The organism is Pantoea sp. DY-5 (assembly GCF_019795955.1).
Taxonomy (GTDB): Bacteria; Pseudomonadota; Gammaproteobacteria; order Enterobacterales; family Enterobacteriaceae; genus Pantoea; species Pantoea leporis.
In genome coordinates this window covers 252993-265951 of sequence record NZ_JAIMIE010000001.1, presented here as the reverse complement: position 1 = coordinate 265951, position 12959 = coordinate 252993, and the positions used below count along the sequence as shown (strand labels likewise).

The 12959-nt window shown below is 53.3% G+C and carries 15 protein-coding genes; 5 read left to right on the top strand and 10 right to left on the bottom strand.

Annotated features, from left to right (window positions below; all coding sequences use genetic code 11):
* The gene (gene proQ, locus K5Y30_RS01275; RefSeq protein WP_222210314.1) at positions 1–681 is read right to left on the bottom strand and encodes an RNA chaperone ProQ; all 681 of its coding nucleotides are present in this window, start codon (positions 679–681) and stop codon (positions 1–3) included.
* A gap of 96 nt (positions 682–777) precedes the next feature.
* Positions 778–1278, bottom strand: a complete 501-nt coding sequence (locus K5Y30_RS01270; RefSeq protein ID WP_101764180.1) for a GAF domain-containing protein — start codon at positions 1276–1278, stop codon at positions 778–780.
* A gap of 217 nt (positions 1279–1495) precedes the next feature.
* Between K5Y30_RS01270 and yebS the strand changes: the two genes are divergently transcribed.
* The 3 genes from yebS (at position 1496) to rsmF (ending at position 6845) form a co-directional block, all read left to right on the top strand.
* Entirely contained in the window at positions 1496–2740 is a 1245-nt protein-coding gene (gene yebS / locus K5Y30_RS01265) for a membrane integrity lipid transport subunit YebS (protein WP_137385925.1), read from the top strand.
* Positions 2709–5348 carry a PqiB family protein gene (locus K5Y30_RS01260; RefSeq protein ID WP_222210313.1) on the top strand — a complete coding sequence of 880 codons (2640 nt, stop codon included), beginning with the start codon at positions 2709–2711 and terminating at the stop codon, positions 5346–5348. The genes yebS and K5Y30_RS01260 overlap by 32 nt, the downstream gene beginning before the upstream one ends.
* 72 nt (positions 5349–5420) lie before the next feature.
* Positions 5421–6845, top strand: coding sequence for a 16S rRNA (cytosine(1407)-C(5))-methyltransferase RsmF (gene rsmF, locus K5Y30_RS01255; RefSeq protein WP_222210312.1), 1425 nt, complete (start codon positions 5421–5423; stop codon positions 6843–6845).
* A 3-nt stretch (positions 6846–6848) separates the two neighbouring features.
* On the opposite strand, the gene K5Y30_RS01250 is transcribed toward rsmF, so the two are convergent.
* The gene (locus K5Y30_RS01250; protein WP_137385928.1) at positions 6849–7496 is read right to left on the bottom strand and encodes a metallophosphoesterase; all 648 of its coding nucleotides are present in this window, start codon (positions 7494–7496) and stop codon (positions 6849–6851) included.
* Between the two features lie 255 nt (positions 7497–7751).
* Here K5Y30_RS01250 and K5Y30_RS01245 point away from each other — a divergent pair, with 255 nt between their 5' ends.
* Positions 7752–8483, top strand: coding sequence for a trans-aconitate 2-methyltransferase (locus K5Y30_RS01245; RefSeq protein WP_101764176.1), 732 nt, complete (start codon positions 7752–7754; stop codon positions 8481–8483).
* 114 nt (positions 8484–8597) lie between these two features.
* Positions 8598–9371, top strand: coding sequence for a hypothetical protein (locus tag K5Y30_RS01240; protein ID WP_222210311.1), 774 nt, complete (start codon positions 8598–8600; stop codon positions 9369–9371).
* Positions 9372–9407: 36 nt separating this feature from the next.
* Here the strand turns inward: K5Y30_RS01240 and K5Y30_RS01235 are convergent, their stop codons facing one another.
* The 7 genes from K5Y30_RS01235 to copC all read right to left on the bottom strand — a co-directional run bounded on the left by K5Y30_RS01235 (position 9408) and on the right by copC (position 12940).
* Entirely contained in the window at positions 9408–9575 is a 168-nt protein-coding gene (locus tag K5Y30_RS01235; RefSeq protein WP_167391209.1) for a hypothetical protein, read from the bottom strand.
* A gap of 120 nt (positions 9576–9695) precedes the next feature.
* Entirely contained in the window at positions 9696–10016 is a 321-nt protein-coding gene (locus tag K5Y30_RS01230) for a hypothetical protein (RefSeq protein WP_222182333.1), read from the bottom strand.
* Between the two features lie 202 nt (positions 10017–10218).
* Positions 10219–10362, bottom strand: a complete 144-nt coding sequence (locus K5Y30_RS24805) for a cold-shock protein (protein ID WP_101764610.1) — start codon at positions 10360–10362, stop codon at positions 10219–10221.
* Between the two features lie 2 nt (positions 10363–10364).
* Positions 10365–10577 carry a cold-shock protein gene (locus K5Y30_RS01225; RefSeq protein ID WP_007889586.1) on the bottom strand — a complete coding sequence of 71 codons (213 nt, stop codon included), beginning with the start codon at positions 10575–10577 and terminating at the stop codon, positions 10365–10367.
* Between the two features lie 719 nt (positions 10578–11296).
* Complete coding sequence (locus tag K5Y30_RS01220; protein ID WP_061718597.1) at positions 11297–11644, bottom strand: YebY family protein; 348 nt, start codon at positions 11642–11644, stop codon at positions 11297–11299.
* A gap of 33 nt (positions 11645–11677) precedes the next feature.
* Positions 11678–12559 (bottom strand): copper homeostasis membrane protein CopD, encoded by an 882-nt coding sequence (copD, locus tag K5Y30_RS01215; RefSeq protein ID WP_222182519.1) that lies wholly within the window; start codon positions 12557–12559, stop codon positions 11678–11680.
* Positions 12560–12562: 3 nt separating this feature from the next.
* Positions 12563–12940: a copper homeostasis periplasmic binding protein CopC gene (gene copC / locus K5Y30_RS01210; protein WP_110866302.1), complete on the bottom strand. Its 378-nt coding sequence runs from the start codon at positions 12938–12940 to the stop codon at positions 12563–12565.
* Positions 12941–12959 lie beyond the last annotated feature (19 nt).

Sequence of the window (12959 nt, the reverse complement as noted above, 5' to 3'; positions counted from 1 at the left end):
TCAGAACTGCAAATGTTCTGCGCGCACAATCATAGCCATGCCGGAAGCGAGCTGAACCCGAACGCCATCTTTAGTAATTTCAAGAATGGTAGCGTCCATTGCACCTTTTCCTGCAGTCACTTTGATGTTCTGGCCGGGCTGCAACGTTGAGGTATCAGTGACAGGTTTGGCCCGCGGTGGCTGCGGTGCGGCTGCACGCTCAGTCGCGGCCGCACGCGGCGCCTGAGGACGTGGCTTACGCGCTGCATCACCTTCGGCAGCTTTACGCGGAGCAGGCTTGCGCGGACGACGTTCAGCGGTCTCTTCACCGGCTTCACGCTTCTTCGCTTTCTGCTGATCGCGCTGCGCCTGAACGCGGGCTTTCGCTTCTTCCAGTTGCTTGCGCGCATGTTCTACGTGTTGATCATCCAGCACGCCACAGGCGTTGCCATCGAGATCGACACGAATGGCACCCGCTTTGATACCATAAAGATAACGCCAGCTAGAGGTATAAAGACGTAAGGCAGAACGCAGTTGCGTCTTGCTCAGGCTCAGTTCGCCTTGAACACGCTCGACCAGATCTTGAAAAATGCCGATTTTGAGCGGACGCGCCTCGCCTTCGGCGCTAAAGCATTGCGGAAAACGTTCCGCCAAAAAGGCGATGACTTCTTTACTGCTATTCAACTTAGGTTGATTTTCCATGAAATTTCCTGATTACAACGGATTTGCCGACCAGAGCAGGCATGAACAGGCGACATTATAATGACAACATCGCCAAATGCTATGTGATCCAGTCGATTAGCTGTGCGTCAGCTGAATAAATTTTACGATGTCGCTGCCCGCCAGCACTTCACAAAGCCCGTCGGTAAGGGCCATCAGCCCCGCTTCGTCCTCGCTATCGAAGCGAGAATAAACCGTACTATCAATGTCTAAAACACCCACGAGGGTGCCATTTACTTTCAGAGGAATCACGATTTCGGCATTACTGGCGGCGTCACACGCGATATGGCCAGGGAACGCGTGCACGTCTTCCACCAATTGCACTTTGTCCTCGGCTACCGCGGTTCCACACACGCCTTTGCCAACCGGAATACGTACGCAGGCGATTTTGCCCTGGAACGGGCCCAGCACCAGCGTGTTCGGTTCCGTCAGTAAATAGAATCCAGCCCAGTTCACGCCTTCCAGGCGTTCGAAAAGCAGTGCACTGCAATTGCCGAGCGCGGCCAGGAACGAGGTTTCACCCGCCAACAGGGCGCGGACATCGCGATTCAAATCCTCGTAAAAAGCTTTTTTGTTCATTGTTCAACCATAACTCGTCACTGGGGTGACCTTGTTGTCACTCAGTTGTTAAAATAAGCACTAATAATCCAGGCGCAGAAGGTGAATCATTCTGTTAGTTACTATACCCTTAGCAGTCGGTGGATAAGCGTATTCTGCTACCACCGAATATTGCAGGCAAATTTGCGCTACTCAGCATGCCGGTAAACGTAACGAACGATGGGCACTTGCGTCACCTATGAAAATTCACGCTATCAGCCAGACGTTGCCCCACGCACGTTATCAGCGTTGTCCGCAATGCGATACCCTTTTTTCCTTACCGGATGTGAAATCGCATCAGACAGCCTATTGCCCTCGCTGTCATGCACAAATTCAGAGCGGTCGTGACTGGTCGATGACGCGACTCACCGCCATGGCGGTGGTCATGATCGTGTTGATGCCGTTCGCCTTTAGCTTGCCGTTAGTTGATATTCGTTTGCTTGGCATGCGCATTAACGCCAGCCTGCTGGAGGGCGTGATCCAAATGACGCAGCAAGGCAACATCCTCACCGCTTCAATGGTGGCGTTTTGCACCATTGGCGCGCCGGTCACGCTGGTCATCGGCATTCTCTATCTGTGGGTGGGCAACGCGCTCGGGATGAACCTGCGCCCGGTCCTGCTGATGATGGATAAGCTCAAAGAGTGGGTGATGCTGGATATCTATCTGGTCGGCGTGGCGGTGGCATCGATCAAAGTGCAGGATTACGCTTCACTGGAAGTGGGCTACGGTTTAGTGGCCTATATTGCGCTGACGGTGCTGAGCCTGCTGACGCTGATCCACCTGAACGTCGAGCAACTGTGGGAACACTATTATCCCCAAGCGATGCCCACCTCCCCGCCTGAAGAGTGGCAAGTGTGCCTGAATTGCCATCAAACCGGTGTAGCCGATGAGCGTGGGCGCTGCACGCGTTGCCACACGCCGCTTGACTACCGCCGACGCCACAGTTTGCAGAAATCCTGGGCAGCGCTCATCGCCTCGATTGTGCTGCTGATCCCCGCCAATTTGCTGCCGATTTCGGTGGTCTATGTTAATGGCGCACGCCGTGAAGACACCATCTTCTCCGGCATTCTGGGATTGGCATCGGGCAATATACCGGTGGCCGCGGTGGTGTTTATCGCCAGCATTCTGGTGCCCTTTACCAAAGTGTTAGTGATGTTGACTCTGTTACTCAGCATTCACTTTAAATGCGAACAGGGCTTAAAAACCCGCATTCGCCTGCTGCGCGCCGTCACCTGGGTGGGCCGCTGGTCGATGCTGGATCTGTTCGTCATTGCTGTAACCATGTCGCTGGTCAATCGTGATCAGCTGCTGGCTTTCACCATGGGACCGGCCGCCTTCTATTTTGGTGCCGCCGTTGTCCTGACCATTATGGCTGTAGAGTGGCTTGATAGCCGCCTGATCTGGGATGCACATGCAACAGGAAACGCCGACTACACCGACTAGCGCCAATCTGCGCAACAAGCGCAAGATTTCGCCATTCTGGTTATTGCCCATCATCGCCCTGCTGATTGCTGGCTGGCTGCTATGGACCAACTATCAGGAACGCGGTACGACGATCACCATTAACTTCCAGACTGCCGACGGGATTGTGCCAGGCCGCACGCCGATTCGTTATCAGGGCGTGGAAGTGGGGACGGTACAAGGCATTGTGCTGAGTGATGACTATCGCAGCATCCAGATTAAAGCCAGCATCAAAAGCGACATGCGCGATGCACTGCGTGAAGACACCCAGTTCTGGCTGGTGACGCCGAAAGCGTCATTGGCGGGCGTCTCCGGGCTTGATGCGCTGGTCGGCGGTAACTACATCGGCATGATGCCGGGTAAAGGTAAAGAGAGCGATCACTTCACCGCACTCGATACCCAACCGAAGTATCGCGTTAATACCGGCGAACTGCTTATCCACTTGCGCGCGCCCGACCTCGGCTCGCTCAACACCGGTTCGCTGGTTTATTACCGCAAAATTCCGGTGGGTCGCGTTTACGATTACAGCCTCAACAACAGCACCGACGGTGTCACCATTGATGTGCTGATTGAGCGCCGCTTTATCAATCTGGTGAAAAAGCAGAGCCGCTTCTGGAATGTTTCCGGCGTTGATGCGGATGTCAGCCTGAGCGGTGCCAAAGTGAAGCTGGAAAGCCTCGCCGCGTTAGTGAATGGCGCGATTGCCTTCGATTCACCTAATGACGGCGAGCAAGCTCAGGTGGATGCCAACTACCAGCTTTATCCGGATTTGGCGCGCAGTCAGCGCGGCGTGCAAGTGAAACTTAACCTGCCGAGCGGCGATAACCTGAAAGCCGATAGCACGCCACTGATGTATCAGGGACTGGAAGTCGGCACCTTAACCAAACTCAACCTGCTGGATGGCGGCAAAGTCACCGGCGAGCTGACGGTTGATCCTTCAGTAACCGGTTTGATGCGCAGCGGGACGCGCATTGAAATGCGCACGCCGAAGATCAGCCTGACCGACACCAATCTCAGCAGCCTGTTAACCGGCAATACCTTTGAACTGGTGCCAGGCGAAGGCGAGCCGCAGGATCACTTCACCGTGTTACCAGCCAGCGAAACATTGCTGCAGAAACCGGACGTGCTGACGGTAAAACTCAGCGCGCCGGAAACCTACGGTATCGATGCCGGCCAGCCGGTGATGTTGTATGGCATGAAAATCGGTCAGGTGATTTCACGCACGCTGGATGAAAATGGCATCAGCTTTGTGGCGGCCATCAATCCGGAGCACCGTAATCTGGTGCATGCTGACAGCAAGTTTGTGGTGAATAGCCGCCTTGATGTGAAGTTTGGACTTGACGGGATGAAAGTGCTGGGCGCCAGCGCGCGCGAGTGGGTAGATGGCGGCATTCGCCTGATTCCTGGCGCGAAAGGCAATCCTTCCAGTCGTTATCCTTTATATGCGGATGCGGAACGTGCCGAAGAAGGCATCGTGGGTGAACAGCCGCCAACCACGCTGAAACTTACCGCCAAAAGCTTGCCGGATGTACAGGCCGGTTCAGTGCTGCTGTACCGCAAATTCCAGGTCGGTGAAGTGGTGGATGTAGTGCCGCGCGCGGATGCGTTTGAAATCTCGATTCATATCCAGCCGCAGTATCGCAAGTTGCTGACCAGCGAGAGTGTGTTCTGGGCCGAAGGCGGCGCCAAAGTGCAGCTCAACGGCAGCGGTTTGACGGTGCAAGCGTCCCCGCTCAACCGCGCGCTCAAAGGCGCGATCAGTTTCGATAATCTCACCGGCGCGCAGGCGGCCAAAGGCGTGAAACGCCTGCTCTACTCGTCAGAAACCGCGGCGCGTGCAGTTGGTAGCCAGATTACGCTACACACCTTCGATGCCAGCAAACTGGCGGCGGGCATGCCGATTCGCTATCTCGGTATCAATATTGGTCAGGTTGAATCACTGGCGCTGAGTTCTGATAACAATCAGGTTGTCGCCAAAGCGGTGCTTTATCCGGAATACGTGCAGGACTTCGCACGTATCGGCAGCCGTTTCTCGGTAGTGTCGCCGGAGATTTCTGCGGCGGGCGTTAACCATATCGAAACGCTGCTGCAGCCTTATCTCAACGTCGACCCGGGCAAAGGTTCTCCGGCGCGCACCTTTGAACTGCAGGAAAGCACCATCACCGATTCACGCTACCTGAACGGCCTGACGATTTATGTCGACGCCGCTGACGCGGGATCGCTGTCGGTCGGTACGCCAGTGCTGTTCCGTGGCGTCGAAGTGGGCACCGTCACCGGAACGTCGCTGGGTAATATGGCGGATCGCGTGCAGATCGCGCTGCGTATCAGCAAGAAGTATCAACATCTGGTGCGCAACAACTCGGTGTTCTGGCTGGCTTCCGGCTATAACTTCGATTTCGGTCTGATCGGCGGCGTGTTGAAAACCGGCACCTTCCAGCAGTTCATTCGCGGCGGCGTACAGTTTGCCACGCCGCCGACGGTGCCGTTAGCACCGCAGGCTGGCGCCAACAAACACTTCCTGCTACAGGATGAAGCGCCGAAAGCGTGGCGCGACTGGGGCACGGCGATTCCGGACCCTCATCAACCTTAAGCAAATCGGGCAGCCTGGCTGCCCGATTCTTTTTCGCGTGTTACACTTCGCGCTCATTTCGTTTCCCGGTAGATGCCCGTGTCCGATCGCTTTCCCGAAGATTTCCTCGCGCTGATGCGCGCCAGCCTTGCTGACGACGCCGAACTGCAACGCTTTATCGCCATTAGCCAGCAACCGCTGCGTCGCAGCTTACGTGTCAACACCTTAAAAATTAGCGTGGATGATTTCCTCGCCCGAACCGCCGATTATGGCTGGCGCTTATCGCCCATTCCGTGGTGCGCCGAAGGGTTCTGGATCGAGCGTGACGATGAATCGCTACCGCTCGGTAGCGTGGCGGAGCATTTGAGCGGACTGTTCTACATTCAGGAAGCCAGCTCGATGCTGCCGGTTACCGCGCTTTTTGACGCCGCACCCGATGCACGTCAGGTTATGGATGTGGCTGCCGCGCCCGGTTCTAAAACCACCCAGATGGCCGCGCTGATGCGCAATGAAGGCGCCATTCTGGCGAACGAATACTCGGCCAGCCGTGTCAAAGTGCTGCACGCTAACATCAGCCGCTGTGGCGTCAGCAATGTTGCGCTGACCCATTTTGATGGTCGTGTATTTGGCGCCGCGCTGCCGGAGCGTTTCGATGCCATTCTGCTCGATGCGCCCTGCTCTGGCGAAGGCGTGGTGCGCAAAGATGCTGATGCGTTGCGTAACTGGACGCTGGCCAGCACCGAAGCGATTGCGGGAACCCAACGTGATCTGCTCGACAGCGCTTTCCATGCCTTACAGCCAGGCGGCACGCTGATTTACTCTACCTGCACATTGAATCAAATCGAGAATCAGCAGGTGATTCATTGGTTGCAGCAGCGTTATCCCGACGCGGTTGAAATCGTGCCGCTGAACGGTTTATTCGACGGAGCCGATCAGGCGTTAACCGCCGAAGGTTTCCTGCACGTATTCCCGCAGATTTTCGATAGTGAAGGTTTTTTCGTCGCGCGTCTGCGTAAAACCGCCAGCATTCCCGCGCTGCCAAAGCCAACCTACAAAGTCGGCAAACTGCCCTTCTCACCAGCCAGCCGCAAGCTGAGCGCCGAAGTGCAACAGGCTGCGGCCATAGTCGGCTTGCGTTGGGATGAAAATCACACGCTGTGGCAGCGCGATAAAGAGCTGTGGCTGTTCCCCGCGGCGCTAGAGAGTTGGCTGGGTAAAGTGCGCTTCTCGCGCATCGGCCTCAAGTTGGCCGAAACCTTCCCGAAAGGCTATCGCTGGCAGCATGAAGCGGTCGTGGCGTTGACGCAGCCAGGCAGCGCGCTGGATTTCGAACTCACCGATGCAGAAGCGGAAACCTGGTATCGCGGTCAGGATATTCATCCGGACACGTTGCCCAGCCGGGATGAGGTGATCGTCACTTACCAGCAGCAGCCGCTGGGATTGGCGAAGAAAGTGGGTAATCGGATTAAAAACAGTTATCCGCGTGAACTGGTGCGCGACGGACGTCTGTTCCGCTAAGCGTTACTGCAACTGCACCAGGGTGAGGCGATTGCCGAAGACCGCGCCGGTATCGATATAATGCTGATTCGCCACATTGAGCGGTTGTTCTAGCGGCGTGTGGCCGAAGTAGAAATCACTGGCGCCATCGATGCGGGCTGAACTGCCGCGTTGATGGCGTCCCAGTCGATCGCGACTCCACACCACTTGCTGCCAGTCAACCTCTTTCCCTAACGCATAATGACTGGCGGGATAATCGGCGTGGGCAATCACCACCACGCGATCGCCGAAATCCAGATGCAGGATCAACGGTAACTCAGCACAGCGCTTCAACGCATGGCGCGCAGCAATCAACGCTGCGCCTTTGAGTTGCCAGAACCACTCGCCGCCGTTCATCATCCACAAGGTTTGGTCGCGCCCATCCAGCGCAGCGAGCGCCATCTGCTCATGATTGCCGCGCACGCAGCGAAACCAGGGCTCCTGCATCAGCGCTAAGCAGCCGGGGCTGTCCGGGCCACGATCGATTAAATCGCCCACAGACAGCAGTAGATCCTGCTGCTTATCGAAATCCCGCTTGAGCAGTTGCGCATCGAGTTGGGCGCGGCAACCGTGCAGATCGCCAACCACCCAAATATTTCGCCACATTTGCGCGTTCACCTTTTGGTAAAGCATGTAATCTTCCCCGGTTGACTGGAAGTTTAGTGAGCCCGGCTTAAAGTATAGTCCGGCAACGTTAGCCAGCGGAGGGAACAGCATGAGCGGACGGAAGCAATTCATTGGTGTATTAATCGTTATTTTCATCGGTAGCTTGCTGCTGCTGGAATCACTCGCTCGTCTGGTACATCTATTATTTGTGGGATAATTACGCGACTTTACATTCCGCGCTAAACGCCTAAACTCCTTTGCGCATCATATAAAGGAGCCTGTATGAGCCAGAATATTTACGACAACCCCACTTTTTTTGCCGGTTACGCCACCTTGCCACGTTCCGTTAAGGGATTAGACGGCGCGCCAGAGTGGCCCGCACTGCGTGCGCTACTACCCGACCTGCATGATAAACGTATTCTCGATCTCGGCTGCGGTTACGGCTGGTTTTGCCGCTACGCGCAGCAGCAAGGCGCGCGTGAGGTGCTGGGTCTGGACGTTTCCGAGAAGATGTTAGCGCAAGCCGCGACCATGACGCAGGGAACCGGGATTCGCTATCAGCGCGCCGATTTAGAATCGCTGCAACTGAACGAATCCTATGATCTCGCCTACAGTTCGCTGGCGCTGCACTACCTCAGCAATATTGACGCACTCTTCGCAACCGTGTTTGAGGCGCTAACGCCGGGCGGCGCGCTGGTGTTTTCCTGTGAGCATCCGATTTACACTGCACCTACTCAACAGCAGTGGATTGTGGATGAACAGCAGCAGCGCAGCTGGCCAGTTAATCATTACCAGCAGGAAGGGGAACGCATCAGCAACTGGTTTGCCGATGGCGTGAAGAAGCAACATCGCAAGCTGGCAACCTGGATCAATGCGTTAATTGGCGCAGGATTTGAGATCGTGCATCTTGATGAATGGGGCCCGAGCGAAGAGATGGTTGCACTCAATCCCGCGCTGGCGGAAGAACGCGATCGCCCGATGATGTTCTTGCTGGCCGCGCGTAAACCGCTCTGAATATTCTCGTGGCGGCAGGATGCTGCCACGTCGTTATTCCATCTATCGCCATTCTTAATTATCAGACAAATTGGTCGCCTGTCTTGGGCGAATTCCTTCTCTGAGCTGCTGACCGTGACTGACTACATTTTTAATTTTCGTCCTTATCTCGATATCCACTATCGCTATAAACCGGCTTCAGTAGACAATCAGCATTTATTGATAGTGATGTCAGGGTTTAACCTTCCTGATCCCACCATCTACGATTTCACCCTTTTACAGCATACTCAATCAGCGGTGTTGTGGATCAAGGATGATTTCAACGGCTTGCCCGCTTACTATCTGTGCAACAATATGAATTTTGAAATTGAACATGGGGTAAGCCAGCTTATTCGCTCGGTAATTGAGCTGACAACACCCTCAAACGTTTCCATACTTGGCGCCTCAAAAGGTGGCAGCGCGGCGCTCTATTTCGGGGTTCGGCATAATATTAAAAATATCATTACTGCCGTACCACAGTTTTATCTCGGGGATTATGCAGCCACAATGTGGCCGAATGTGGGTGACGCAATGATGGGTTCGACAACGCCCGCAGCCATCTCGCTATTAAATAAGCTTTTGCCGAACGCTATTCGACGCGATCGCCAAACGGACAAGAATATTTACCTATTTACTGCTCTCGCTGATTATCAGCGTGAACAGGAGATTCTGCCTCACCTGGAGTTGCTTGAGAAATATCAAAACTTCAATTTGATCGAATCAGCATCGCCTTGCATCACTCACCATAATGAAGTCACGCGATATAATCTTAATCTCATCCTCGCTCTAATTTATCAGTTAGAACAGGAGATTATCCCACGCTGGGGGCACATCCGTAATGGTAGTCGCTGGGACACTGTACAGAAATGATCCCAGCAAATATTGCTCGTTGCAGCGTTCAATGCTTTAGCGAGTAATTAAAAATATCGCCACTAAGAAGAAGGCTAATAAACCCGCAAAAGTCATTGTTCCAATCCGCGGCGTTTTTGCCCGCCCAACGACCACACCAATAAAGATACAAAGCAGAGTTAACGTGCCAATCATTACCCAAAGAAGATATTGTGTGTTTGCCATGAAGGATCCTTATTAACCGGCAATAAAACAGATGCGCCAACTTTATACCATTTTTTATGCATGCTGGCTGCAGCTATTTGACCGCACAATTGTCGGGGTAGATGCTCAGAAGGCTAATTATTAAGTTGCACTGTGCGCGCAACGCACTGATTGCAGTTTCTGCAACTGCTCCAGGCGCGCCTTCACTTTGCTGTTAGCGCTGGCCTTTGCAATGCCATTACCGATACCAAAATCCCCGACGAATCCCAATACCGTTAACGCATCAAACTCGCCGGTTTTATCAATCTGCTGCTGAACGCTTTGGCTTTTAGCGATCTCCTGATTCAGTGCTGCACAGTCATAGGTTTGCGCTTCGGCATCGCTCACTTTGGCGGACTGCGGATACTGTTTCAGTGCGCAACCACTCAGCAGCAAGGCGATCAGGATAACGGGCTTGTGCATCTCGCAAGATTCTCTCTATGACGGTAATTTATTTCGGAATAAGAGAAAAAGTAGCATGTGGGTAAGATGGTAAACGTGGGAATAAGTGAAGATATGCGGGGGTATTTAAAATAAAAAAGCACTGCCTGAGCAGTGCTAATGATTCTGATATCAGGCAATTGCCTGATAAGCCCTGATAATTATCAGGGCAGAATATCCGCTATTATGCAGTTTTCAACACAATCATTGATGATTTGCAGAAAATACATTTAGCGCCATGTGGGTTCATTTTCGTAATATCGAACGCGGAGGTACGATATTGTGAACTCTGGCAATGCGGACATCTTAAACGATTATAAATGCGAATAATTACAGACCTAATACATTTGTTGCAGACGGACCTTTTGGACCATCTTCAACTGAAAACTCAACACGCTGACCTTCATCAAGTGAGCGATAATCAGTGCCCTGAATGGCTGAGAAGTGGACGAAAACGTCCTTGCTGCCATTTTCAGGAGAAATAAAGCCGAAGCCTTTTTCTGAGTTGAACCATTTTACCGTTCCAAGAATTTTATTAGACATAATTTTTACCTTTTAAATGAGCCTATTGGCGTAAGGGCCGAGTTGCAGATACGAATCAGAACTTAGGATAAGACTCAAAGAGAAAGGGCTTGAAGCGGCACTAACCGGGATGAGAAATACAATGGGAACTAACCTTCTAACTGTCTGCTATTCAGACCGACGACGCATTAACGCATTTATCTTACCAGGTAGCAAGGTAAAAAAATTTTTATTTCATATAAAAAAGAAAAGCAGAAAATAAAAAACCCACCGAAGTGGGTTTAATCATCAATCAGGCTGCTTGTCGCCCGACTCCGGTGCCAGACTCTCATCGTCTTTTTCATGCTCATCCGGCTTCACCTTAGTATCTTCTTCAAGCTCATCCGCTTCGATCGGTCTATCAGACATAAATCCTCCTGAGTTGCTTAGAGAATTAAGTGTAGATGCCGGCATAAAGGTAAGCCTAGCGCGTGCAGACAATTCATTATTATGCAGATAAAAAAAGACCCAATACGATTCCTGTATCGGGTCCAGGGAAATGGCTCTTTGGGAGCCGTGCGCTAAAAGTTGGCATTTTTGCAGGCGAGGACGCCTTGCCATTTAAAGGTAGACCAGGATTGCTGGTTTTCCAGCCAATCATGCGGTTTGGTCGCGAAAGGTGACAACTCTGTGATCGTGGTGACAGAACGAGGGAGCAAGCGTAGCGGCAGAATTGTGCGCTACGCCTGAGAATATAGGGATTACTTGCCGCACAGTTGCTGCGCGCGATCGATGATCGGTTGCAGACTCATTTTCTGGCCTGGATGGGCTTTATCAACGGCGACAATGGTGTCGATCGATTGCAGCGTGCCCTGCCCGGCCGTTTTGCGCGCAAAGGCTTTATCGTTGAGCGGATACTGCAACAAAGTGCCTGGATTAATCGCGAACAGCGCGCCGTCTTTCTCGCAGGTCAACATCACCTCTTCGCGGGTGAAGGGCCATTTGTCTTTTCCAATCTCAAAACGGCTGACGGTAATAATCTGTGCCGCCATCGCCTGGCTGCACAGCGCCATCAATACGCAAGCTGGAATCAGTTTCTTCAGCAAAATATCGACCTCATTTCATCTTCTTTAATGACACATTCAGGCCGGTGACAGCGTGGCAAACACGCTCACCAACCCAATAACAATAATGGCCAGCAGCAGCTCAAGCTGCGTAAGGCGAATAAACAGATGCGATGTATTGCTGGCCGCCAGTCGAAAGCGCGGCACCAACAGATAGCGATTGGTCAGCGCAATAGCGATCATCAGCATGACCATCAGCACTTTCACCACCAGCAACTCGCTCCAAAGCGTGGCTTGCCAATTTAGCGGTGAACCGGCAATCAGCAGACTATTAATCATGCCCGTCAGCAGCGCTAACGCTACCGCGAGATGTCCGTAACGCGAGAAGCGCATCATGCAGCGGATCGCATCGGTGCGAAAGGCAATCTGACGCGCTTCACGCATCAGCAATAACAGCGGCAGTAATCCGCCCGCCCAGAATGCAGCCGCAATCAAATGCAGCGCGTGATTGCCTTGTTGCAGCAATCCGGGCCAGCCATCGCGCATCGCGGCGTGGCCAACACCGGCTAAAGCCACCAACTGCAACAGGCCGCTACACAGCAGCAGATTTTGCCGCAGTGTGCCACGCAGCAGCAGCGCTAATGTGCTCAGCAGTGCGAAAGCGATTTCCCAACGCCAAACCTGGCCGAAGCGCGTGCTGAGCACCGCCTGCCAGGTTGCGCTGTCACTGACATTTCGCCAGTCGCCGCTCATCAAGCCGGTTTGCGTTGCCAGCATCAACAGGGCGCTGAACAAACTCAGCAGCGCGCTGATACGTAAAATTAAACCTAAACGTTGTGATAGCAGCGGACGATAGCGGCGCGGCGCCAGCAGCGCGGTATAGAAGGCGCTACCGGCGAGCAGCAGCACCGACAAAAAATGCAGCGCCCGCAGGCCAATCCACAACGTGCTCAAACTCATCAATCACTTCACGCTGAAGGTGTAGCTACCTTTGGTTTTATGCCCATCCACGGACAGCACATGCCAGTTCACCTGATAGTTGCCCGACGGCAGCGGCTGGCTGATCGGCACAATCAGCTGATCGTGTTGTTTATCGTTGAGTTTGGCTTTCCCGACCGCTACCGGTTGATGTTGTGCATTGAGAACATCCACGCCACTGAATGCCGCTTCAACATCTTCGGTAAAGGTCAGCGTTAAATTCTGCGGGGAGGTTTCCACCACCGCTTTGTCGGCTGGGACCGGGGTTTTCAGGTGAGCATGCGCCATGGCAACCTGGCTAAAGGCCAGCGTTGATGACGCCAGAAGTAGCGCGACGACAGAGTTGAACGCAGTTTTCTTCATGACTTCTTCCCTCTTAAAT